The 24,871-nt window shown below is 34.1% G+C and carries 29 protein-coding genes; all 29 read left to right on the top strand.

The window, feature by feature from the left end:
- The first annotated feature begins 45 nt into the window (after positions 1-45).
- The gene (locus DOK78_RS11950) at positions 46-1,473 is read left to right on the top strand and encodes an MFS transporter (RefSeq protein ID WP_016175423.1); all 1,428 of its coding nucleotides are present in this window, start codon (positions 46-48) and stop codon (positions 1,471-1,473) included.
- 110 nt (positions 1,474-1,583) lie between these two features.
- A complete protein-coding gene (locus DOK78_RS11945) occupies positions 1,584-2,573 on the top strand; it encodes a LacI family DNA-binding transcriptional regulator (protein WP_207940139.1) in 990 nt (329 codons plus the stop codon).
- A gap of 184 nt (positions 2,574-2,757) precedes the next feature.
- Entirely contained in the window at positions 2,758-3,498 is a 741-nt protein-coding gene (locus DOK78_RS11940) for a sugar phosphate isomerase/epimerase family protein (protein ID WP_207940140.1), read from the top strand.
- On the top strand, positions 3,495-3,740 hold the full coding sequence (locus DOK78_RS11935) for a hypothetical protein (protein ID WP_016175420.1): 246 nt from the start codon (positions 3,495-3,497) through the stop codon (positions 3,738-3,740). The genes DOK78_RS11940 and DOK78_RS11935 overlap by 4 nt, the downstream gene beginning before the upstream one ends.
- A 12-nt stretch (positions 3,741-3,752) precedes the next feature.
- The gene (locus DOK78_RS11930; protein WP_016175419.1) at positions 3,753-5,024 is read left to right on the top strand and encodes a hypothetical protein; all 1,272 of its coding nucleotides are present in this window, start codon (positions 3,753-3,755) and stop codon (positions 5,022-5,024) included.
- Between the two features lie 42 nt (positions 5,025-5,066).
- Positions 5,067-6,032, top strand: coding sequence for a sugar kinase (locus tag DOK78_RS11925; RefSeq protein ID WP_207940141.1), 966 nt, complete (start codon positions 5,067-5,069; stop codon positions 6,030-6,032).
- Positions 6,029-6,685 carry an orotidine 5'-phosphate decarboxylase / HUMPS family protein gene (locus DOK78_RS11920; protein ID WP_207940142.1) on the top strand — a complete coding sequence of 219 codons (657 nt, stop codon included), beginning with the start codon at positions 6,029-6,031 and terminating at the stop codon, positions 6,683-6,685. The genes DOK78_RS11925 and DOK78_RS11920 overlap by 4 nt, the downstream gene beginning before the upstream one ends.
- Positions 6,654-7,190, top strand: coding sequence for a 6-phospho-3-hexuloisomerase (hxlB, locus tag DOK78_RS11915; protein ID WP_207940143.1), 537 nt, complete (start codon positions 6,654-6,656; stop codon positions 7,188-7,190). Before DOK78_RS11920 ends, hxlB begins: the two co-directional genes overlap by 32 nt.
- A gap of 5 nt (positions 7,191-7,195) precedes the next feature.
- Positions 7,196-7,846 (top strand): bifunctional 4-hydroxy-2-oxoglutarate aldolase/2-dehydro-3-deoxy-phosphogluconate aldolase, encoded by a 651-nt coding sequence (locus DOK78_RS11910; RefSeq protein ID WP_207940144.1) that lies wholly within the window; start codon positions 7,196-7,198, stop codon positions 7,844-7,846.
- 126 nt (positions 7,847-7,972) lie between these two features.
- On the top strand, positions 7,973-9,553 hold the full coding sequence (locus tag DOK78_RS11905) for a peptide chain release factor 3 (protein ID WP_207940145.1): 1,581 nt from the start codon (positions 7,973-7,975) through the stop codon (positions 9,551-9,553).
- A gap of 120 nt (positions 9,554-9,673) precedes the next feature.
- Positions 9,674-10,633, top strand: a complete 960-nt coding sequence (locus DOK78_RS11900; RefSeq protein WP_207940146.1) for a tyrosine-type recombinase/integrase — start codon at positions 9,674-9,676, stop codon at positions 10,631-10,633.
- Between the two features lie 2 nt (positions 10,634-10,635).
- Complete coding sequence (locus tag DOK78_RS11895; RefSeq protein WP_207940147.1) at positions 10,636-10,815, top strand: hypothetical protein; 180 nt, start codon at positions 10,636-10,638, stop codon at positions 10,813-10,815.
- A complete protein-coding gene (locus DOK78_RS11890; protein ID WP_207940148.1) occupies positions 10,808-11,803 on the top strand; it encodes a replication initiator protein A in 996 nt (331 codons plus the stop codon). The genes DOK78_RS11895 and DOK78_RS11890 overlap by 8 nt, the downstream gene beginning before the upstream one ends.
- Positions 11,804-11,898: 95 nt before the next feature.
- Complete coding sequence (locus DOK78_RS11885) at positions 11,899-12,249, top strand: hypothetical protein (RefSeq protein ID WP_207940149.1); 351 nt, start codon at positions 11,899-11,901, stop codon at positions 12,247-12,249.
- A gap of 181 nt (positions 12,250-12,430) precedes the next feature.
- Complete coding sequence (locus DOK78_RS11880) at positions 12,431-12,910, top strand: hypothetical protein (protein WP_207940150.1); 480 nt, start codon at positions 12,431-12,433, stop codon at positions 12,908-12,910.
- A 297-nt stretch (positions 12,911-13,207) separates the two neighbouring features.
- A complete protein-coding gene (locus DOK78_RS11875; protein ID WP_207940151.1) occupies positions 13,208-13,438 on the top strand; it encodes a hypothetical protein in 231 nt (76 codons plus the stop codon).
- Positions 13,439-13,450: 12 nt separating this feature from the next.
- The gene (locus DOK78_RS11870; RefSeq protein ID WP_207940152.1) at positions 13,451-13,627 is read left to right on the top strand and encodes a hypothetical protein; all 177 of its coding nucleotides are present in this window, start codon (positions 13,451-13,453) and stop codon (positions 13,625-13,627) included.
- A 338-nt stretch (positions 13,628-13,965) separates the two neighbouring features.
- A complete protein-coding gene (locus tag DOK78_RS11865; protein WP_207940153.1) occupies positions 13,966-14,961 on the top strand; it encodes a hypothetical protein in 996 nt (331 codons plus the stop codon).
- A gap of 73 nt (positions 14,962-15,034) precedes the next feature.
- The gene (locus DOK78_RS11860; RefSeq protein ID WP_207940154.1) at positions 15,035-16,669 is read left to right on the top strand and encodes a hypothetical protein; all 1,635 of its coding nucleotides are present in this window, start codon (positions 15,035-15,037) and stop codon (positions 16,667-16,669) included.
- Positions 16,670-16,933: 264 nt separating this feature from the next.
- Positions 16,934-17,728 carry a hypothetical protein gene (locus tag DOK78_RS11855; RefSeq protein WP_207940155.1) on the top strand — a complete coding sequence of 265 codons (795 nt, stop codon included), beginning with the start codon at positions 16,934-16,936 and terminating at the stop codon, positions 17,726-17,728.
- A gap of 77 nt (positions 17,729-17,805) precedes the next feature.
- Positions 17,806-18,219 carry a hypothetical protein gene (locus DOK78_RS11850; RefSeq protein ID WP_207940156.1) on the top strand — a complete coding sequence of 138 codons (414 nt, stop codon included), beginning with the start codon at positions 17,806-17,808 and terminating at the stop codon, positions 18,217-18,219.
- Between the two features lie 222 nt (positions 18,220-18,441).
- Positions 18,442-18,732, top strand: a complete 291-nt coding sequence (locus tag DOK78_RS11845) for a hypothetical protein (RefSeq protein WP_207940157.1) — start codon at positions 18,442-18,444, stop codon at positions 18,730-18,732.
- A complete protein-coding gene (locus tag DOK78_RS15805) occupies positions 18,732-19,118 on the top strand; it encodes an HNH endonuclease signature motif containing protein (protein WP_207940158.1) in 387 nt (128 codons plus the stop codon). The genes DOK78_RS11845 and DOK78_RS15805 overlap by 1 nt, the downstream gene beginning before the upstream one ends.
- 377 nt (positions 19,119-19,495) lie before the next feature.
- Positions 19,496-19,828, top strand: a complete 333-nt coding sequence (locus DOK78_RS11840) for a P27 family phage terminase small subunit (protein WP_207940159.1) — start codon at positions 19,496-19,498, stop codon at positions 19,826-19,828.
- A complete protein-coding gene (locus DOK78_RS11835; protein ID WP_207940160.1) occupies positions 19,825-21,534 on the top strand; it encodes a terminase large subunit in 1,710 nt (569 codons plus the stop codon). The genes DOK78_RS11840 and DOK78_RS11835 overlap by 4 nt, the downstream gene beginning before the upstream one ends.
- A gap of 189 nt (positions 21,535-21,723) precedes the next feature.
- Entirely contained in the window at positions 21,724-22,878 is a 1,155-nt protein-coding gene (locus tag DOK78_RS11830) for a phage portal protein (RefSeq protein WP_207940161.1), read from the top strand.
- Positions 22,871-23,080, top strand: coding sequence for a hypothetical protein (locus DOK78_RS11825; RefSeq protein WP_207940162.1), 210 nt, complete (start codon positions 22,871-22,873; stop codon positions 23,078-23,080). The genes DOK78_RS11830 and DOK78_RS11825 overlap by 8 nt, the downstream gene beginning before the upstream one ends.
- Complete coding sequence (locus DOK78_RS11820; RefSeq protein WP_207940163.1) at positions 23,077-23,607, top strand: HK97 family phage prohead protease; 531 nt, start codon at positions 23,077-23,079, stop codon at positions 23,605-23,607. The genes DOK78_RS11825 and DOK78_RS11820 overlap by 4 nt, the downstream gene beginning before the upstream one ends.
- Positions 23,608-23,654: 47 nt before the next feature.
- Positions 23,655-24,851 (top strand): phage major capsid protein, encoded by a 1,197-nt coding sequence (locus DOK78_RS11815; protein ID WP_207940164.1) that lies wholly within the window; start codon positions 23,655-23,657, stop codon positions 24,849-24,851.
- The last annotated feature ends 20 nt before the right edge of the window (positions 24,852-24,871 follow it).

Genomic DNA, 24,871 nt, shown 5'->3' with positions numbered 1-24,871 from the left:
TCGATCATAGACTCTTTAATTTGAAGAAAGAAGGCAATTATTTTTATGAATAGTTATCAATTAAATCCCGAAGTGCAAAAGAATCGGTGGTGGATTTTAGTATCGGTTTCTATGTTTACGTTTATGTCAACACTAGATGGTAGTATTATCAATATTGCGTTACCCACAATCTCTAAAGACATGAATGTTCCTATGAACCAAGCAGAATGGATTGTGTCCATTTATTTAATTGTTGTGTGTGCGTGTTTATTGTTATTTGGAAAAATCGGTGATAGTTTTGGAAAAATTAAAGTGTATCAAATTGGTACCTTGATTTTTACGATTGGTTCGTTGCTGTGTGGTTTTAATCATTCTCTTTCATTTTTATTGTTTGCTCGTGTAGTTCAAGCGATTGGTGCTAGCATGACGATGGCAACGAACTCAGGAATTATTACAGAAGTTTTTCCTATGAATGAACGAGGACGTGCGTTAGGCTCAATTGGGGCATTTGTATCTTTAGGTTCAATTGCCGGCCCTGGTTTAGGTGGCTTAATTTTGTCCCAATTTTCTTGGCCATATATATTTTGGATTAATGTACCTGTTGGCATCATTACGATGATAGCGGGCACTAAATTTTTACCAAAAGATATTACCATGACGAAGAAAAAAATTGATAAATTAGGATTCTTGAGTTTTGCATCTTTCATCGTAACATTTTTTGGTGCAGTATTTATTGGACAAGAAGAAGGATTTCTACACATTGTTCCAGTAACATTATTTATTTTAGCGCTTATTTCATTTGTTTTATTTATTTTGATTGAAAAGAAAGTAAAAATTCCTTTAATTGCTTTTTCCATTTTTAAAAACAAAATTTTTACGCTAAGTTTAATTAGTGCGGTAATTATTTTTTCTTCTAACTTTTTTGTGAATGTGGTCATTCCATTTTATCTACAAAAAGCGCGTGGTTTAGGACCTAGTCAAGCGGGAATTTTAATGATGATTTTCCCGTTGGTCATGGTCATTGGTTCACCATTAAGTGGGTATTTAACCGATAAAATTGGCCCAACAAAATTAGTGTTGACAGGATTATCCTTACTTTCGATTACGCAATTAATGTATATGTTTATGGATGTACAGACACCACTTTGGTATTATGTGATAGCGACAGCCATTATGGGACTAGGAAATTCTTTATTCCAATCGCCAAATAATATGTTAGTCATGAGCAGCGTGGCTAAGGAGGACTTAGGTGTTGCGAGTAGTATGAATGCTTTTGCTCGTAATTTAGGGATGGTTATCGGAATTGCATTATCGACAACCGTATTATATGCCGCGATGAGTCAAAAAATGGGAGAAAAAGTCACCACTTATCTAAATGAGCGACCAGATGTCTTTGTCTATGGGATGAAAATTACCTTTTTATGTTCATTGTTATTATGTCTTTTTTCTCTAATAGTAACTGTTTGGCGTATTCGTAAAAATCCAGCAAACTAATTTGCGAGGGATCTTTGAAGAAAGATCCTTCTTTTTTTATGAAATCGATCGAGCAACTTCTCAAAAAACAATTGTTCATATAAAATAGAGAAAAGCAAAGGAGTTGTCAGATGAAAAAGAAAGTCACAATTAGCCAAGTAGCTGAACAGGCAGGTGTTTCAAAAACGACGATTTCTCGTTTTTTAAATGGTCAATATGGAAACATGTCCAAAGAAACGAAAGAACGTATCGCTTCGATAATTGAAGAATTGAATTACCGTCCTAGTCGGCAAGCGCAGGCCTTAAAATCAAAACGTAGTTATTTGATTGGTGTTGTTGTAGCAGATATTTCCAATATGTATTCTTCTTTATTGCTGAAAGGAATTGGGGCTGTTTTAGAACGCAATGGTTATCAGATGATTATTATGGATGCTGCAAATTCTGTCAAACAAGAGCGCAGTTTGTTAGAAAAATTACTGGATCAAGGAGTAGAGGCGATTATCTTACAAGCTTCCTCTAGAAATGCTGAAAATTATCAATTTATTCAAGATTACAATATTCCATTGCTGTTAGTGGACAGACAAACTGAACCAGTTATTTGGCCATTAGTCACAACAAATAATCAAGAAACAGTGGAAGAGATTTTACATCAAGCACTGCAAAAAGATTATCAAAAAGTGCTGGTAGTTAGTGAACCGTTACAAGATGTTACTACCCGTGAAGTTCGTTATGACACAGTCAAAAATGTGACTGAAAAAATGGGGAAAAAACAAGAGTTGCTTGAAGTAACCTCTGAGACTAATTTAAAACAACTCATTTTTGCAGAACTAAAGAATCCTGAACGAACGTTATTATTTGCTTCTAATGGTCGGGTATTAATGGAATTATTAACGATTCTAATCGAAAATAAGATTGATATTCCGCAACAAATTGGAATTACCGGATTTGATGATTGGAATCTAACAGCTTTGGTTGGACCTGGAATTACCAGTATTGAACAACAATCTCAACAAATTGGAGAGGTTGCTGCAGAGAAACTAGTAAATTTTTTGAAAAATTCAGAAGAATTAGAACAAGAAATCATCGTGCCAGCAAAAGTTCAATGGAGAAAATCAATTTAATTTTTGTTATTTTATAAAAAATATTTTATTTAAAAGATGCTTTGGGGATCGGTTTCCTAAGGCGTTTTTTTCTTTTTGTTTTTTTGAGCAGGTGTTTTTAATTTAAGAAAGCGTTGACATTTTTAGGAAACCGGTTTACTATTTGTTTATAGAAACCGGTTAACTTATTGAGAGGATAGTGTTTATGAATAAAGAGAATATTGTATTAAATTTATTAGTATTTGCTGAAAAAGTAGAAAATGGCGTTTCGCAAGCCGAAATATTGCAGAAATCAGCAGAGTTGGGATTTAAAAAAGTCGAAATAAGAAGAGAATACTTTCAAAATATTCATCAAGAGAAGCATGTTATTAAACAGCTTGCTTCGGACTTAGGAATTGAGCTGTTTTATAGTGTACCTGATGAAGTATTTGTTAATGGAAAATTAAATGACTCTTTGCAAAGCTATTTAGATGAAGCTAAAGAAATGGGCGTCAAACATATCAAATGGAATATTGGTGATTTCCAACCTTCTACATCATTGGATGAATTAGAAAAATTAACGCATACCGATATCAACATTAATATTGAAAATGATCAGACGCAAACATCGGGAACGATTCAAGCAATTAGACAATTTATGGAGAAAGTGGAAGAAGAACAGCTTCCAATTGGATATGTCTATGATTTAGGAAATTGGCGTTTTGTAGGAGAAAACGAAGATGATGCTGCTAAACGATTAAAAGAATACGTTCGTTATATCCATGTGAAAGATGTGCGCTATCAAGCGGATAAACCACAAGCCATCAAACTAGATGATGGCGAAATTGATTGGCGAACTATTTTAGCTCAATTACCACAAGATGTTCCTGTGGCTATCGAATATCCGACGACAAATGATTTAGAAATTAAACAAGCAAAAAAACTTTTAGAGGAGTGGTCTGCATGATAGAAAAACAAACACAAATTAACGCGGAAAAATTTGCTTATCAATTTATGAATAGTCTTCAACGACCTGAAGTGCAAACAGAAGAAATGGAGACAGCAGCAAAAGAATCTTTGGCTGCATACTTAACAGCATATTATTTAGCACAACGTTTCAATAATTTAGAGAACACTTTTTTTGAAGAAAATCATCAACAACGTACTTCAGCATACCAACGAATTTTAAGTGAATTGAATCAGTATTAGGAGGCAAATTAAATGGGTGGAGCAATTACAGGTATTTTGTTAGCGATTACTTTTGTTGCATTTGTTGTATATGCAATGAAGGGTGGAAATTTAACAGTTGGATTTTTTGTAATGGCTGTTTTATGGACGATGATAGGCTTAGTGCCGTTTAATCAAGCAATTAAAGAAATTTTTACAGACCCAGTATTAAATTATGGGAAAACTGCATCATATATTATTTTTGGATCATGGTTTGGTCGTGTGTTAGTTGATACAGGAATTGCAGGAAGTATTAGCCGACGAACCGAAAAAGTTGGCAAGAAAAATCCAGTTTTAGCGACCATTTTGATTGCTTTAGTTATTGCATTAATCTTTACCAGTTCATATGGTGTTGGTTCTGCAATTGCAGTAGGAGTGATTTTATTCCCAATCATGTTTTCAATCGGTGTACCTAAACCTATCGCCGTTAGTGTTTTTACGATGTCGATTGGGGCAGCAATGTATGTTAATAACGTTTTATTTGTTCAATTTCAAGTATTTTTCCCAGAAGTTTCTTGGGATGCGCATTACCAACGATTTGGTTTTGTAGCAATGATTATCCAAATGCTTATCGTTTTATTATTTATTCTATTTAACGCAAAGAAAATTCGTAATGGAAAACCAGAAATTGTAGCAACTGATTCAAGTGAAGCAATCGCAGAAGTTCCAATTTGGACTTATGTGTTACCGGTATTACCCGTTGCTTTAAGCATTTTTGCTAAATGGGATGCAGTGCCAGCTTTATTACTTTCAACAATTATTGCTTTTCTAGCAACTGGAAATATGAAATCGTATACACGTTTTGTCAAAATGATGAATGAAACAGCAACTCATGCTATTAGTGACATTTCAGGCTTATTGATTATGTTATTTGTTTTAACAATGTTTCAATCAGCAGCAGTGCATGCGATGTCTGGATTCACAGAAGTTTTCCAACAAATTATTCCAAGCAGTAAAGTGATCATGATAATTATTATAGCCATCTTAGCACCATTATCATTTTTCCGAGGACCGTTAATGTTATATGGAGCAGGTGCAGCGACAGCAGCAGTCTTAGTCGGCACAGGAAAATTTGATCAGTATTTCTTATATGGTTTGCTCGTGGTTCCATCCATGATGGGAGTGTCAGCATGTATCACTCAATCTTGGAATTTATGGGCAGTTCAATATGCTAGATTAGATACGAAAACGTTCTTGTCTACTGGAATTCCATGGGCGTGGGGTGCTACTGTTTTGAATTTAATCGCAGCTTTATATCTATTATAAAAATTGTAAACGCGTACAAAAAACGAATGAGGAGAATGAACAATGAGTGAATTTTTAACAATTGGTGAACCTATAGCATTATTTGGATCAAAAGAGGTAGATAAAAACTTAAAAGAGGCCAAACATTTTCAAAAATTTTTAGCCGGAGCAGAAGTGAATGTAACCGTAGGAGTTTCTCGCTTGGGACACAGTACACAATACATTACGCGTTTAGGAAAAGACCCCTTTGGTGAATTTATTATCGACCAATTAAAAGAAAACGAGATTGGAACAGATTATATTGATGAAACATCCGATTATTGGACAGCTTTCCAGTTAAAAGATCGTGTTAGTCATGGAGATCCGAGTATTTTTTATTTCCGCAAAGGATCGGCAGCTGCACATTTTGAGGCATCTGTTTTAGATACAATTGATTTTTCAGAAGTAAAATTGGCGCATCTTTCGGGCATCTTTCCAGCAATTTCTTCTGAAGCGTTAACAGCTTTTCGTCATTTTGTTGAATTGTTAGAACAACACCAGATTCAAACTACTTTTGACCCAAACTTACGTCCGCAACTTTGGGCAAGCCAAGAAGACATGGTCGCTACCATTAATGAACTAGCTGCACATGCAGATATTATTTTACCGGGGATTAATGAAGGTGAAATTTTAATGGGTAGTCGTAATCCAGAAGATATTGCGGACTTTTATTTAAATAATAGTGAAAAAACCCAAACGGTAGTTGTCAAATTAGGAATAGAAGGGGCGTATGTCAAACAAAAAGATGGGACTTCATTTACAATTCCAGGTTTTAAAGTTGAGCATGTAGTGGATACTGTAGGAGCTGGAGATGGTTTTGCAGCAGGATTAATCACGGCTTTAATTGAAGGAGAAAGTTTAGAAAATGCAGTTATTCGTGCCAACGCAATTGGTGCATTGGCAGTGCAATCACCTGGTGATAATGATGGCTATCCAACACCAACAGAATTAACAGAATTTTTAACAAAAAATAAGGTGGCAAATAAATGAAATTACAAACAGCAATTGATCGTGTAAGTTTGACAGAAGCGTGTCATTTAGCAGAGCAACTTGATGGCAAAACGGATATTATCGAAATGGGCACTTCCTTAGTTAAAGATTATGGTAATTTAGCGATTGAAAAGTTACGAGGTATCATACATCACAGCGAATTATTAGTAGATAGTAAAACAATTGATGAAGGTGCGTATGAATTTAATCAAGGATTCAAATTTGGTGCCGACATTATCACCGTGATGGGAGCAGCTTCCTATGATACTTTGCAAGTGTGTTATGAAGTTAGCCAGCAAACAAACAAGACCATGATGATTGATTTATTAGAAGTTTCGGATGAAAAAATAAAACAAATTCTTGATTTTCCGCAAGCTATTTATACATTGCATCATTCGATTGATAAAAAAGACCAACAAGATGCAGTTGCAAGTGTCGCTGATTTCCATCAAAAGTTTCCGCAAATCAATCGTTTAGCGATTGCAGGTGGAATTGATTTAAAACAAGCAACGGCTTTGGCACAACAAAATTTAGTAGAAGTTGTCATTGTTGGGTCAAAAATTACAAAAGCTTCTTCAATGAACGAAGCAGTAAATGAATTTATGAAGGAGATTAAAAGTTATGATTCAAACAATTATGAACGAAATAAATGAAGTGATGAATTTGGTGGATGAAAAGCAAATTGATGCAACGTTACCATTTTTTAAAAAAGATAAACGAATTTTTATTACAGGTGCAGGTCGTAGCGGGTTTCAAGCAAAAGGATTTGCAATGCGTTTGATGCATATTGGTTATCAAGATTATGTGATGGGTGAGACGATTACGCCATCGATTCAAAAAGGAGATACTTGGATTGCTATTTCAGGATCGGGTACCACTAAAGGCATTGTTACGGATACACAGGCTGCCAAAAAATTAGGCTTAGATATTATTGTTTTAACGAGCGATACAACTTCGCCTTTGGCACAACTAGCTGATTTTGTTATCGTGATTCCAGGTGCGACTAAAACAGGTGCAGGAATCAAATCAGTTCAACTCTTATCGACGCTGTTTGATCAAACGGTTCATATCACTTTAGATGCTTTGACCTTAAAATTAGCACAAAGAGATGAAACGTCTAATGAAGATGCGTTGCATGAACATGTAAATGTGGAGTGAGTATTATGAAAAAAATAGAAATTCTCAAAAAAATTGAACGTGCTGGAATTATTGCCGTGATTCGTGGAGAGACAGCAAAAGAAGCTATTCAAAGCAGTGAAGCAATTCTTGCTGGAGGGATTCAAGGGATAGAAGTGACTTTTACGGTTCCGCAAGCGGAGCAAGTGATTTATGAACTACATCAGCGTTACCAAGAATATTCGGAAGTCGTACTAGGTGCCGGTACAGTATTAGATGCAACGACTGCTAGAATCGCTATTAGCGCAGGCGCACAATTTATTGTGAGTCCATGTTTTGATAAAGAAACAGCTAAGCTATGTAATTTATATCAAATTCCTTATTTGCCGGGATGTATGACAATTACTGAAATGAAAACTGCACTTACTTATGGAGCAGATATTATCAAATTGTTTCCAGGCAGTTTATCGGGACCAAATGCAATCAAAGCGTTTCATGGTCCCTTACCGACTGTAGACATCATGCCTACTGGAGGCGTAAATTTAGAAAATTTACATGAATGGGTTGCAGCTGGAAGTATTGCGGTAGGTGTTGGTGGCAATTTATTAGCACCTGCTAAAGACGGTAATTTTGATAAAATGACAGCTTTAGCAAAACAATATCAGAAACGTTATCAAGAAGTCATCAATCAATTATAAAAATGTTTGAAAAAGAGTTTGTAGCTACGGTTGCAGACTCTTTTTCAATACGACAATTCATGGTATACTGAAAAAGTTCGTGAATATGTCTGACATATTTAACTAGATAGTGAAAGGAAATTAGTAATGAATAATCCAAATTTAAAAGAACAAGTAGATAGCCGTCGTACCTTTGCGATTATTTCCCATCCAGATGCAGGTAAGACAACCATTACAGAACAATTATTGCTTTTTGGAGGAGCCATTCGCCAAGCAGGAACTGTTAAAGGGAAGAAAACAGGGAATTTTGCTAAGTCTGACTGGATGGAAATCGAGAAACAACGTGGAATTTCGGTAACCAGTTCCGTTATGCAATTTGATTACCAAAATAAACGCGTCAATATTTTAGATACACCTGGACATGAGGACTTCTCTGAAGATACCTATCGTACTTTAATGGCGGTAGATAGTGCAGTCATGGTTATTGATAGCGCAAAAGGGATTGAAGCACAAACAAAAAAACTTTTCCAAGTTGTTAAACGTCGAGGGATTCCTATTTTTACTTTTATCAACAAATTAGACCGTGATGGCCGTGAACCATTAGAATTATTGGAAGAACTAGAAGAATTGTTAGATATTGAATCTTATCCAATGAATTGGCCGATTGGTATGGGGAAAGGAATGGAAGGATTATACGATATTTACAATCAACGTGTTGAATTATATCGTCCAGAAAATTATGATGGCGAACGTTTAATTACTCTAGATGAGAACGGTGAAATTCCATCTACCCATCCACTTACTGAAAAAAGTATTTATTCGCAAGTTTTGGAAGAAGTTGAATTATTAAAAGAAGCCGGCGATGAATTTGATACAGATAAAATTGCTCATGGCGAACAAACACCGGTCTTCTTTGGCTCGGCTTTAACGAATTTTGGTGTGCAAACATTCTTAGAAACGTTCTTACAATTTGCGCCAGCACCATATGGGCATAAAACAATGGACGACCAAATGGTGAGCCCATATGAAGAAGAGTTTTCTGGATTTGTCTTTAAAATTCAAGCCAATATGAACCCTGCGCACCGTGACCGAATTGCATTTGTACGAATATGTTCAGGAACGTTTGAGCGTGGTATGGACGTTGTTTTAGGACGCACAGGCAAAAAAATGAAATTAAGTAATGTGACTCAATTTATGGCTGACGCTCGTGAAAATGTCCAAGAAGCTGTTTCTGGTGACATTATTGGGGTATACGATACTGGAAATTATCAAATTGGGGATACTTTATATGAAGGAAAATTAAAAGTAGCTTACGAAGAGTTACCTTCATTTACGCCTGAATTATTTATGAAAGTCACTGCTAAAAACGTGATGAAACAAAAATCGTTCCATAAAGGTATTTATCAATTAGTCCAAGAAGGAGCTATTCAATTATATAAAACATATTTAACAGATGAATATATTATTGGTGCCGTTGGTCAACTTCAATTTGAAGTCTTCCAACATCGTATGTTAAATGAATACAACTCCGAAGTAATTATGACGCCTATGGGCAATAAAATTGCACGTTGGATTGAACCCGAAGACTTAGATGAGCGTATGAGTTCTAGTCGTAATATTCTGGCAAAAGATCGTTTTGATCAACCATTGTTTTTGTTCGAAAACCAATTCGCGATGCGTTGGTTTGCCGACAAGTATCCAGATGTGAAATTGAAGAGTTTGATGTAGGAAATTGTTGTTGTATCAACGTTTTCAAGGGAATATTTTAATGTTTTAAAGTGGATTATATTTTTGCTTTAAGATACTTTAACCCTCTTTTCTATAAAAAGAAAGGAGGGTCTTTTTGCGTTGTCTGGAAATATAAAAGATGAGTGGATTGAAAGAATTGAGGAATTTTGTCTTGAGTTAGAAATCCAAGGTTTTGCATTAAATACCATTAAAAATTATCGGTCAAAGCTACCTAATATGGCGGATTTTTTTATCTTAAAAAATATCTATCCAATGAAATTAACAAAACAAGACACAAAAGAATTAATTCGATATTGGAAAAGCCAAAATTATCAACATAGCACCATTAACATTGCTATTAGCAGATTAAAAAAGTTTTACGATTATCATTTATGGGATGACGAGACAGAGAGATTAATCAAACCTAATCCAGCGTATGTAAAACAGTTACCAATGCAAAAAAAAATAATAAAAACACTGAACGAAACCGAAGTGAGACAATTACTTAACGCTGTGAAAAGTTTGAGTGATGTTAAGTATCTCAATCAAAGAAACCTCGTAATGCTGATGTTCATGTTAGATTGCGGGTTAAGAGTTAGTGAGGTTTGCAATTTAAATAATAGCAATGTGCAAACAAAGCAAATATACATTTTTGATTCTAAGAATAATAAAGATAGAGCTGTAGCGGTATCGCCGATTTTAAGAAAAGAAATTATTAAATTTAAACGATTAAAAAAGGCAAGGTACAGTGAATCAAGACCCGATGACCCATTTTTTTTAAGCTATCAGCTAGGGCGACTTTATCCGCAAGCTATCAGTGAGGTTTTAAAAACTATCAAAAAAAAAGTGAAATTTAATCCGCAAATTAGGCTAAGTCCGCACACGTTACGTCATACTTATGCAGTTATGCAAATAAAAAATGGTCTAGATATTTACACGTTGTCAATGAATCTAGGACACGAGGAGCTAAGCACAACGCAAAAATATTTACAGACGCTAAGTAGTGAGGACTTTATTAAAAAATCAGTAAAAAGTAGCACCCTGATGAACTTGGATAAAAGAAAAAAGAGGAGAAAATAAAAATGAATGAATATTGGCAAAAAATGGATTGGACAGAAAAACAGATGAAAAAAGTTGCAATGAAGGAAATGGGACTGACAAAAAAAGAAGTGGATAAATATTGGAAAGAGCTTATTGATAACGACTTAGTAAAAGTTTATCCAAAATTTATTATGCTAAAGGTGGGAGAGAGTGATGAGTAATAGACGTTACACCCTACAAAACTCAATTAACATGAAATTTTACCAACTACCAAAAGTTTTTTTTACAAATAAAACCTATAAAAGACTTTCTAACAATGCAAAAATTATGTACGTGCTTTTGTCTGACCGTCTGGCATTATCTATACAAAATAAATGGCTAAATGAAACGGGAGAGGTCTATTTTGTATTTCCTATCACTAAACTTTGCGAGTTAACAGATTTATCTAATAAAACGGTTATCAAAGTTAAAAAAGAATTGATTGATGCAGGATTGTTGGAAGAGGAACAGACTGGCAGAGCGAATAAAATGTTTCTTTTGCAACCTCAAGTTGAAGAATCGGATGTTTACCACATTCAAAAAATGGAAACTGATTTAGATTTTGGCGCAGAAATTTTAGATAAAGATGGAGATGGAAAAACCAGAAGTGTAAATTCTTCACCTCAAGGAAATTCCAGAAATGAAGAAAGTACACTTCAAGTAGAAACGCCTTTAAATAAACAATTTGACCAGAAATGTAAAAAGGTAATTTCAAGCGAAAACCAGAAATGTAAAAATTACACTACAGAAGTGAAAAAATTACACCCTAATGATATTGAACTTAAAGAGACAGAAGATGAAGATAATAATAATATAAATATAAACGCACACGTGAGAGAATCACTTGACGTTCAAAAAATCGAAACTATAACTGAACCTGTACAAAGTCCGATGTCAAAAATATTAACAGACACAGGCTTATTTGATAATGCCGATATTCAAATTATTACAAACGAATTTGACGGACAGCTAGTAACTCTTGCAATGATACATCGTCAACTAGAGGCAATGAGCCATCAAAGCATGATATTTGACCCTGTAGGCTATTTTATTCGAGGTATCAACAAAATGCTTAGGATGCAAGCTTTTAAGAATCAACAAGAATCAATGCAAGCTGAATCATCAACAAAGCTAAAAGTACCTATGCACAATTGGCTACAGGAGGCGTAATGATGACGTTTACTGTGGTTTTGTGGATTTTAGAAAGCTAGTATATAATAATCTTTTGTCAATTATCAATTATCAAAAAATCGGAGGAAAATGCAATGAAAAATGCAATGACAGCGAATAATCAATCAAATTTAATCACAGGTGAGGTTTTATCAGTTTTTAGCTATGATGCCTTAAACGATTTGGCACGTGAGTTATATGCCAACGAAGCAATTACATCAAAAGCAATTACATTGTGCCAATCAGTCACCGTAACAGAGACAGACACTAGGCTATTACGTATGCTTTGCCAAAAGTTTAAAGAGGAGACGCTAGGTAAAAGCGCAGTAGCTATCAGCGATCATATTTTGCGTGTACTTGACTTTTTGGGCACAGCACGTACAGCTCATTGGTTGATGTTCTCAGCAAGTGTGCTTGATGAGCCGTTATTCTCACTTGGGGAATAAAGTATACAGAATCGAACTTTATTTCCGAATAGGAATTGTAATGAAAATGTAACAATTGCGTTTTTATCACTAGTAGGTAGTATTTTTATTGGTATCCTACCAAAATAGAGGTATAGAATATGTCTTGAAATGTTGATATACTAGGCTTTAAAATTAAATGCTGTAAAAAAGGAGAAATGAAATGAAAAAAGAAGAATTCTTAGATAGTATACTAGAAGTTGCTTATGACGACGCAATTAATTTGCGTGAAGATTATACAGAAGCAATATTCTCGGCGATTAAGAGTAAAAAAGTTGAAGGGAACAAAGAGCTAGATGAATTAATACATGAATCTAATAATCTGCCAGAGATAAATCCTCCATCAGTTAGATGGATAGACATAGAACATAAGACGGAAAATATAAGACACGCTATTCTAATTATATTAAACCATGAATTTAAAAAGTTACTTTTAGATGTTAAGGATAAACTAAAAGTAAATGCCCGTGAAGAAATAGAAATGATGTATTTTCCAGATGAAGACGAAGAAACACCTTTTACTGATAATGAGATTGAAAAATTATTTAATGTTTTTTTTGAAGACGCACAAGATTTGGCATTAGATGAATACATTCGGGAAAATATCGAATTAAATAATATGTCCATTGATTATTTTGGATAACACGGCTTTTCAAAAAAAGCAATGGTTGCAATTTTGCAATGAAATACCATTATTAGTGAAGAGGTAAATTTATTTAAAATTTTTATCAATAAGCACATATAATACGGGATATTAATTAATAGGAGTCTTCTTCCAAGGCTTATCCTTACCAAGGGTAATCAATCTATCCAATTGACTATCCACTTTACTGAGTTGAGTTAATAACTTGGCTCGGTAATCTTTTTGATGTAAATGTATACCGAGCAGTTAAAAATATGCCTAAAAATAAGGCGGAAAAATAAGAAAGAAGGAATGAAAATGGCACGATTAAACACAACACTAGACAATATTAAAATTAGAGAGGACTTCCAGCAAGCATGGAAAAATAGTGGTATGTCACTTGTTTTTATAGCCAAGCAACTCAACTTTAATCACACCACGCTAAAAATGTGGAAAGTTGGAATGACTAATTTTAACAAGCCATCAGACAGAGATAAAATAGCTAAATTTAATGAAAAATTTAAAGAACCAATTTCACTGATCGAATAAGGGAGGGAGAACATGACAAAGTTTTTTTATTGCTACAATAAAAATTTGAGTAGATACATTAAAAATAAAGGTATTAGATACGTTTTGCACGGAACAAATAAAAATAGTGGAAATGATTACGTTTTATATGAGCGAACGCACGAGTTATCTTCAGCCATTGATGAGTGGCAAAAATTACAAAATAAATAGAAGTCAGTATCTATTTTTTACAAAAGGACATTTAAAAGTAAATGTATTTTTGCAAGGATTGGATTGATAAATAATAGTTAAAAATAGGGTTTCAATAAAGGGGTCAAAAGGGACGTATATAGATTATAGGGTTTCAATAAAGGGGTCAAAAAGGAACGGAGCTGTTTCAATAAACGTCCCAATCAGCACCATTATTGGGAGCAATATATTACTTATACAATATACAGTGTGGGAAATATTAAACAGTATCAAGTCGGTTTTTTGCTGGCGCTAAACTCGACTTTAATTAATTTTTTTGATTATTATTATTCGTTGGCTTCTCGAAACGGAGAAAAGCAATGAAGCAAAAACAAGAAGAAACATTTTTGATTACGTATGGAGAAAAAAAGGAAGGTGCCCAAGTTTTTGCAAGTCCTAAATTATGGACGTTAGCAGAGATGGCGAATAAAGAGAATGATGTATCACTCTTTGATTATTTTCAGGTACCGCTAATAAAATCGGTTCACGAAAAAGAAACAGAAGACAAAGATGATTTCTTATTTTTTATAAATTTGATTGCAAGGAGTGGGGCAAGATTTTATTATGACTCAAAATTGAATCAGGGAGTATTTAGTTTTGGTATATCAAAAGAAATCGCCAACTCTCACTATCAATCAATTTTAAAAAATAAGATGACAAAGCGGAAAAAAGAAAGCTTTAATAAATCATTTGATAGATTTTTAATTTTCGCTAAAAAAATAGAAGAGATTGACATTGAAGAAAATTTTGTTGGATATTTTAATTTTAAAATTTATTGCAAAAATTACAACAGCATCAATGAACAACTCTTTGATAGTTTATTTGTTGATTTAAACGATTTTCGTGAGTTGAAATCTGCAATAGCAATGTTTTACTCAATTATGACAGTATCACAAGTAAAATCAGTTTTTTGTGAGACTACGGTCTCTTACAAAACATTAGATAGCCTTTCTAAAATAGCTGGCATATCCAGGAACACCGCAACAAAGGCAATCAGTAATTTGAGTCAAATTGGAGCTATTTCTTTTATTTTAAATCGGAAATATGAAAATGGTGTCTACCACAGTGATAGATATTGGATTGCTGATAGACTCCATGAAAGTTTAATTTTTGATAGATTATTATCTATTCAGTTTCAATCCAACCACCGCTACAAATTGATTGAGATTGTAAATAGTTTTGGTCGGTTAGTAAGTAGTGATTACAGCTCGGGGCGTTTAGATGATGACTATAAAAAGGTTGATTTTAACAGCAAAGATGGTGTTCGAGCCAAAGCTAAAATCAAACCACTGATTGTAACCAGGTTGGCGAAATAAACACCAGAACCAGAAGCAGAAGATTCATTTGGCAAAAAATACACAAAAATACACAATAAGGAGAATAAAATTAATGACAAAAACACAACAAAAAGAAAAAGTAAAATATGAAAAAGGCGAAGTTTATCTCACGCAAAATCAGATACATGAACATTTTAACAATCTGTTTGGTTGGGGGAAGTTTAAGAGAGATGGAACAATCAGTGGTACAATAATGGTTAATGATTATGTTGTCAATGGGTACAATTATAGATCGAGATTAAATAAAATATACAATAAATACAAGCATGATAAAGGCATGACCTACAAAGATTTTTTATCTCGCTCCACTATTTGGACGTTAGAACAACTAAATAGCTTTACCTACTGTGGCGATTTGTACAGCAAAGGCAATCAATTACATTTATACAATTCCATCTTTTTTAAAATTAGCAAAGAGATGATTTTGGCTGCAAATCCAAACGCGAGAGAAGTAAGTATGGATGGGCGCAAAGTTGTGGTGAATATTGACCTAAGTAGCTTAGATGTCCCCATTGATAAGGCAGATACAGATAAGGGTAATCTAATTGATGTGTTAGGAAGTGACAATTCGCTGTTTGGAGTAGATGACGATCGGTCATTGTTTCAAAATCAAAGATGGCATAAAACACCTTTTAAAGAGTGGTTTGATTGCAATTACTCAAAAATTTTAAATAATGCAGACATTAAATTTTTGGAAAACGTCCATCGATTTTTGCAAGAGAACGGAAGATTTGCAAGTGATAGTTACACCAAGCATTTTATTGATAATGGAAAAGTTGTTACTCAAGCATTTTTTATTAACAAAAAAAATGACCTGGAAAAATTAGAAGCTAATCCTAACGTAGTACGTGTTGGATTAAACGAGAGTAGAGCCGATGCAACGGGATATAACGCCGATGCATGGAACAAATTAGATGAGATACGTAAAAAAGTTGCAAAAAAATGGAACAAATCACTTGAGGAGGGTAAGTTAGTTTTGAGCAATCAAAAATACAAAAAATTAATTGAATATCGGAAACTATACAGCAAAGGCAATCAAAAAAGTCTGAGCAAATGGATTGTCAAAGAATCTAATAAAAATTGGATGCAAGATATTTTGGTAAATGATTTGACAGCCTCCGAGATCAGAGAGTTAAGTCGAGTTGAGCGAAATAATGCAGACATTAAAAAATTGGATGATAAAATTAATAAATTGAGAGATAGATTAAAATCAGCAAGTGATATTGAGTTATTAAATTATCAATTTGTGATTGATGATAAGGGTGTCAAACGTGAGTTAGAGCGACAGGAGCACATACGCTTATCATTGGCTTACTACGAGCGAGAGAGACATATAGCAACATTTAATAGACAGGATAGTATTTTGAGTAAAGCGACTGTGGAGCGAATTACAGGTGTTTTACTGAGAGCATTATCTGATGAGCAAGATAAATTGATTAGACTACAAGCCAATCAAACCAAAATGGACGAGACACAAAAAGTGAATAGATTGTTTAAATTTGGAACAGAGGACAACCAAATGTACAAACTTACACCTCAAGGGACATTGTCAAAAATTCATAGGGAAGAAGAATTTCTTTTGAAAAAGCGTAAAAATAAAGAAAGTAAGCATGCGATTATTTGGGATAAAGGTCAAATCAGACGTAAATACGGCAATAGTGATAGCCAAGTCAATTATTATTCTTAAGATAACTAGGATAAATATGAGGAACACGAGATATTAATTAATAGAGGTGATGAACCTCAAAAAAAGGAAAGCATATATATATTTTTGATTATGGTTTATTAGTCATGGGGGCATAGCTAGTAAAACTTTAATTGTATGTGTTAAATTCTCATTTCGTCACCCTGTTAGCCAAGCAGGGTGATATTTTTTATTATAAATTATTAGTTATTTAAACCAGTGTATTTATATGGTATATTTTTTGTAATTGTAGGAGGGATAACTAAAATGAAAAAATGGATTGAATTAAGTATTATAGGTTTAATGGGGATTTTATTAGTTGGATGTAAAAAAGTACATACTATTGATGAGACTCTAGATCGCATTGCGATTGGAATGAGTAAAACATACTTAGATGTGTATTCTTCTGAATATGATTACGATAGCAACACAATTATTTTAACCGAAGATGAGTATAAAACACCTTACTTGCGATTACCAGAGGATAATAGAAACGAATTTAGATATTTATATATGTCTCACTTGGCATCACCTTTATTTGGAATGAAAGATAAGTCTTCCTATATTCAAATAAATGATTCAAAAGGCAATGAGTTATTTAAATTTAATAACCAGGAAGTTAAAACTAACAATATTCCAAGTGAAATTTATGGCCAGGAATTTGTTGATATAGTAGGAAAGGCCCAGGCTTCCACTGAGAAGCATAAATCATTATCTGAATTTGAGAATGCAATGAGAAATGTTCTAGGGGAAAACTTTGAGAGAAATGAATATGACAAGAATGAAGATGCTTATATTGTGAAACTTAAAAGTACGGAAAATCATATGGAATCTAGAATTGCAAGGGTATTGAAATTATATAGTTCTAATGCGCCATCTGATTTGACGGTTAAGATTTATTCCAGCGATAATACGAAACTGGCTGAGATTAAAGATACTAAGATTGTAAATTATAATACGGAAATTTTTGATGACGATTTTTTAAGTATAGGTCAAGAGGAAGTTGAACGAGTAAATGACTTAAATTACAGTGTAAATAAAAGGTTAAAAGAGCTAGAATAGAGCTAAATATAATAACAAAAAAGAGGCGTAAAATAAATTTTATGCTTCTTTTTTGATGGAAAGCAGGTAGATAGATAATGACGACAGGTCTGATTGACTTAAACTACTATAAGTACAAAAAAGATATTTTAGATAGGCAATTATCAAACAAAGAAATCACACAACAAGAGTATGATGAGAGCATCAAATGGATTGAATTACAAGAAATAAGTCGAATTAGTCCTAATTACATGGATGAGTTAGACGTGTTAAATCAAGATGCTAGTAATAGATTTAGAGCTATCCGTGATGATTTGATCCAACATTTTTATTTGGATGAGTTGGCAAAACGATATGTTACATTAATGCCAAATGAGATTCAGGCGCTAAAGGATGCACAAAATATTATCACGATTCAGAACTCTGTTGAGGATATAGATAGGGCGATAGACAAATTTGAGTATGCTTATTTGCACAAGGGAATTCAAGCAGATAGCGATGAGAAATGGTAAAACTTTTAAAAGTTTTGTTAAAACAATCAAAAATGGATAGAACACGAGATATTAGTAAGTAGAGGCGATAAACCTCGGAAAACATTTATTACTCTCTTTTAAACGTGTGTATTTTTTACACAATACTCCTTTGTAAAGTACGGTACTGTCTTACCGTACTTTATTTTTTTGGTTTGATAAAAGTTAGTAGATAAGATTATAAAATAAAAGGATAGGTAAATGATGGATAAATACATTGTAGATAAAATTAAAATGATTCGGAATGAGATTTCAGATAAATACAACAAGGGATATGTGTCATGCGAAGTTAAACTTGATGAATATGACGTTAATATGATCAAAGCTAATCTTGAGATTGTCAAAACATTGGGAGATATGGGATTTGATGTAGTAGATTATCGAGACGAAAATATTGTACATTTGATTGTTATGTGGATGCTCAGAAATGATGATGAAGAGTTTGATCGTGAACTTGAGATGATACATGACTATTTGGCATTAGTGTTAGATTAATGCCAAAGCGCAGATGTGAAAAAGCTGGATGCCGTAAACTAATTGATTATAGTAAACGTTATTGTAATGAGCATAATGGCAGTAATGATAAATATTATAATAAGTATAAGCGTATGAGTAGCAACTTAACCAGTAATGGGAAAACCGAGAAAGAGATAGCAAATTTTTATAGTTCAAGCACATGGAGGAAAGTTAGGAAGCTAGTGTTGATAAGAGATAGCTACGTTTGTCAGATATGTTTAAGAGATGGTTACGTGCATGGAGCTGATATGGTTCATCACAAGATTGAGCTGAGAGCTAAAAATGGATGGAAACATAGGCTGGATATGGAAAATTTAGAGGCAGTAAATAGAAGCTGTCATAATCAGATTAAGCATGATAGTTAGTGATAGAGAGATAAATCGGTAAAATTTAATTAAATAACATGGAATAAATGTAAAAGGGGCATGGGGTTACTTAAACCCAGTGGTTATATGAAAATAAAATAATCGTTGTGCCCTCACGCGTGTAAAAAATTCCCTTTATCAAAAATTTTTAACTAGCTATTATCCACTTTTTTCATCAAAATTATCACACAAAAATATATATCAGATAAAAAAGAAACAGAATATACAACAAGGAGGTTTTTATAATAGGTAGAAATTTTAAATTTGCCGATACCTCAACCAAACATTACACCAAAGAAGAGTTAGAAGATAAAAAGGAACAAGAAGAAACACTTGCAACTTTTGAACCGTTAGATTTTTCAATTATTCCAACTCATTTGGATACTCAAGGGAAAAAAGAGTGGAAAAGGTTAGGTACAATTGTAGGAGATTTACCATTAAGCGAATTGGACAGAGCCATCATTGAAAATATTTGCTTGTACACGTCACTCATCAAAAAAGCACAAATAATGCTAAAAAAAGAAGAATTAATCATCAACAATCGGATCAATCCATTAGTCAGTTTGATAGATAAAAGCTCCAAGGAGCTAAGGGCGTTGGCTAGTATGAGCGGTCTCTCTATAGACTCCCGTTTGCGCATAAAAAAACCTGAAACAGAAATCGAACAAGAAGATGAATTTGCTAAGATGTTCCAGGAGTCAAGGCAATGATTGACTATGCTCAAAAGTACATAAACGCAGTGGAATCAGGCGATATTATCGTTGGTAAAAAGATACAACAGGCGATTGATCGACACTTAAATGACATAGAAAAAAGTAAAAATAAAGATTATCCATACATATACGACATTAATAAGACGCAAATACCAATTAAATTTATCGGTGCCTTACCTGATCCAAAGAGTGGCAAACCTAATCAATTAGCTTTATTTCAAATGTTCATTTTAAGCTTGATTTTTGGATGGGTGCACAAGAAAACAGGCTACAGACGATTTAAAAAAATATACGTATCATTGGCGAGAAAACAAGGTAAATCATTGATACTAGCAGGCATTGCACTGTATATTTTAATTTTTGGTACAAGTCCAGCCAATGCTAGGCAAATTTACTCAACCGCAAATAAAAAAGATCAGGCTCGAATCGTTTTTAATATGGTCAAGAAACAGCTGAAAGCATTGCGTTCCGAGTCCAAATTTATTCGGAAGCGTACCAAAATATTGCAAACCGAGATTAAAACGGAAGATGATAGCTTTATGCAACCACTATCAAATGACGCAGACACTTTGGACGGTCTAGATGTTAGCCTAGGAATTTTTGATGAATATGCTTTATCTAAAAACACCGATATGATGGATGTAATAGAAACGTCAATGAGTCAACAAGAAGAGCCGTTAATTGCTATTATCTCAACAGTATCAAGCAAGTTAAATTATCCGATGCACACAATTGAATATCCTTACATTTCCAAATTATTAAGCGAAGAAATCGAGGATGATAACTACTTAGCCCTGTGTTGGGAGCAAGATAGCATAAATGAAGTTAAAAACGAATCATTGTGGATGAAATCTAATCCATTACTAGAAGTTGACTCGGTAGCTGAGCGTATGAGGGACGATATTCGAAAGCTTTATAAAGAAGGTAAAGTGAAAGGTAACGTATCAAACGTGTTAACCAAACATTTTAACTTGTGGGTACAAGCGTCAAAAGAGTCCTATTTCTCAAAAAGCGAATGGGAAAAAACTAAGACAAATAAACCAATTAACATTAAGGGACGTAAAGCCTATTTTGGCGTTGACGTTTCTAGGAGTGGAGATTTGACTTCAATCAGCTGGGTTATTCCCATTGAGGAAAGTAAGAAGTTTTATGTTGATTCATATAGTTTTATCGCTACTAAAGGTGGAATTGAGAAAAAAGAAAAAGACGAGAAAACACCTTACCGCCAATATGAAAGAGATAGCTATTGTCAAATTTCAACTTTGCCTAGTGGTTTAATTGATTATGACGCAATGTGTGATTGGTTGATTGATTTTGTAAATGACAATGAACTACAGGTTGAAAGTGTCGCTTATGATAGAGCATACGCCAATGTGGTAGTACAACGACTTGATGGTGTGTTTGATTTAATTGACGTGCGCCAGGTGCCTAATATTTTATCAGCGCCTACTAAGGATTTTAAGTACCAAGCAGAAAATGGAAACGTAATTAGTGCGAATAATCCCTTACTTGATAGAGCAATTTATAACGCAATCACCATCGAAAAGAACGACTTACTTGTTATCGATAAGCAATCGAACAGGAATAAAATTGATCCAATAGATGCTTTACTAAACGCATGGTTTGAGAGTCAATATCATGACTGGGATAAGCTATCTATTGATGTGATGATTGCTAATGGCGAATATGGATTCGGCTTTTAAGGAGGAGCAAAAATAGAAAAAGAAAAGATTAATATTTTAAATTTAATTATAACAATCGCCTTTTTAATGGGCTTAACATGTATTGCTATTGCTGCTTTTTTAGTAGGTGCTATAGTAGGTTTTGCTACGTTAGGCATATTTCTGATTATGGTAAGTGTTATCCTTAACCATGAGTTAGGGGGCGAATAGATGAGTTTTTTCTTACATAGAAAAACAGAAAAAAGAGATGATAGAGCAGTTAATAGCTTTGTTGATTTTGTTTCGTTTAATGATTCAAAAATAACAAGTAACTTTATCGGCGAATCAGCACTTTTACAGTCAGATATTTACACAGCAGTGCGCATTATTGCTGGGGATATTGCGAGCGCAAAAATCAATGTGCAGGATAACGAGCATATCTATGACCTGCTGAACAAGAAAGCTAATAACAGCACAACCGCTTATAATTTTAAGTTTGCAATGGTGGCTAATATGTTATTAAATGGTAATTCATACGCTCATATTGAACGGAACGATGAGGGCATTGTAACAGGATTACGTGTCTTATTGCCTTCACAAGTTGTGATTCGCGAATCAGAAGATGATGGGAAAGTAATCGATTATAAGGTTACCTTTACGGACGGCACAAAAGAAATCGATTATGAAGATATGCTTCATTTTAAAGCGTTTTCTATTGATGGGAAAGTTGGTAAGTCACCTTTATACTCATTAACACCAGAATTATCCATGCTAAAAAATGGAAATAGTTTGCTAGCTTCATTTTTTAAACGCGGTGTGAATTCGAGTGCCATTTTAAAATTAAAAGAAGCAACCATTGACAATAGTTCGAAACGCGAGATCAAGAAGCAATTTGAAGAAATAAACGCAGGTATTCAAAATTCTGGCGGTGTAATCGTGTTAGATGACACGCAAGATTATTTGCCGATTGAAGTTAATACAAAAGTCTTGGAAATGATTCAAAACAACAAATATTCCACCCAGCAAATTGCCAAAGTGTTTGGTATTCCTTTGAGCCGCTTTGGCCAGGAACTAATGAACACAAGCGATTCGCAACAAAATGACATTTACATTACCTCAACTTTAAATGCTTATATTCAAGCGATTGAACAAGAGCTAGCTAAGTTAAACTGTTGCGTTGAGTTTGATTTTTCAACTCTGCGCAGTATGGATAAAAACACTATGCTAGCTAAAGCTATCCAACAAAACGGTGGGAACGGTTTTCTTAAAGTTGATGAAGTCAGAACTTTTTATGGTTTAGATCCAATTGGCGGAGACGGAGGAAAAACAATCTTTGTCAATAGCGCAAGCGTACCATTAATCAATGAGGTTATTAAAAATGAATAACTATGACAAAAATGGGGGAATCCCTATTAAAAATGCTACAACAAAAGGTTATTTACTAGCTTATGATGGTGATGGGATTGATTTATCGTATCCTAAATCCAAAACCAGAAGAGGTAGGGTGCAATCTCAAACAGCACATACGATTACTACTAATCCACACCTAGGAGTCGTGTTGATAGAAGGATGTGAGAACAAAAATTGAAAGTTAAAGGCGAAAATATTATTGAAGGATATGCCATCACGTTTGGAAAGCAGTCTAAAAAGTTAGGCAACTTTTACGAAGTGATTGACAGTCATGCATTAGATGATGTCGATTTATCAGTAGTAAAATGCCTAGCCGACCACGACACGAGCAAAGTGTTGGGAAGTGTAAAAAATAAGACTTTAGAGCTATTCATTGATGATGTCGGTTTAAAATTTAAAGTCATGCTACCTGATACCACCTATGCCAATGATTTGTATAAATTAGTGGAACGTGGGGATATTGATGGTTGTTCATTCGGATTCAACATCAACGAGAAAAACAGAAAATCTCAGTCAGTTAGTAGATTATCTAACGGCGACTATGTACGGAAAATACATAAGATTGACACGTTAAAAGAGATTTCTATCGTTTCGATTCCGGCTTACGATAGCACGACAGCAACTATTAAACGTGATTTTAAACAGGCCGTGAATCAATTTGAATTAGAAAAATTAAGTACACAATTAGAGCTGCTTACGTTGTAAGGAGTTTTTTTATTACCAAAAATACACAGGAACACGGAGGGAAAACCTTGAATTTAGAAGAACTAAAAGCACAGGCACAAGAGGCCTTAGAAGCCAATGACGTTGCCAAAGCTAAAGAGTTGATTGCTCAAATTAAAGCGATTAACGAACAAAACGAAGAAAAAGCATTACTATCCAGTGAGTTAGAAGAGTTAACCGCTAAAAGTGATGTCGCACAGGAGGATTCTCAGCACGTTTCAGACGATGAAGACGTACAAGAACCCAAACAAGACGAATCAGAAGCCGTAGAAGAAGTGGCAGAAGATAAGTTAGAGGAAGAAAAAGACGAAAAAAGAACGGAGATTAACGCAGACATGAAAATGAAAGAAATTAAATTAGGTCAAACAGACGACTTTGAAAACTACATTCGAACTCAAGGTACAGAATTACGTGGGTTAGACACAGCAAACGGTTCGGCAGTTGTACCAGTTGAGGTGGCAACAGATGTCCTGGAATTAAAAGATACCCAAGCAGATTTAACAAAATATGTTACTTCTCAAACAGTTGGAACGGGAAAAGGTAGGTTTCCAATTGCACGGCGTTCACGTTCAATTTTGGCTACAAAAACAGAATTAGCAGAAATTGCTGAAATCAATGAACCGTTATTTATTGATGTTGAATACGCATGTGAAACTCGTATTGGTCAAATTGCTCTTTCAAATGAATTGATTGAAGATGCAGTAATCGATGTAGTGGGCTATGCGAAGAAACAAATGCAACGCATGGTTACAAATACTAATAACAAAGGCGTTATTGATGTTATTTCTGCTTTTTCTAAGAAAGTGGCAAATGGCATTGATGAATTAAAACGTGTTATTAATGTTGACCTTGACCCAGAGCTTGATTTAAAAATTGTGTTAAACCAAGATGCTTATAACTACATTGACACATTAAAAGATACTCAAGGACGTTATTTATTACAAGATGCTATCGCATTTGAATCTGGAAAATCTTTGTTTGGCAAAGAGGTTATTGTTGTATCAAACAAAGTTGCTTCAACGCCTTCAACATCAAAAGGTTTTGTCTTTGTAGGCGACTTACAAGAAGCGGTTGCTTACTTCAAACGAACAGAAATCACAGCTGAATGGGAAAAATTTGATGCTTACTCTAAAGGGTTAGCGGTTGGTGTCCGTTCTGATTATAAACAAATCGATGCAGAGGCTGGATTTATGGTGACGTTAAAAGATGCGCCGACAGCACCTTAATCAAATAGAGAGTTAGGTGA

This window comes from Enterococcus sp. DIV2402 (genome assembly GCF_017426705.2).
Lineage (GTDB): Bacteria > Bacillota > Bacilli > Lactobacillales > Enterococcaceae > Enterococcus_F > Enterococcus_F lowellii.
This window is presented reverse-complemented; position numbering and strand designations above follow the sequence as displayed.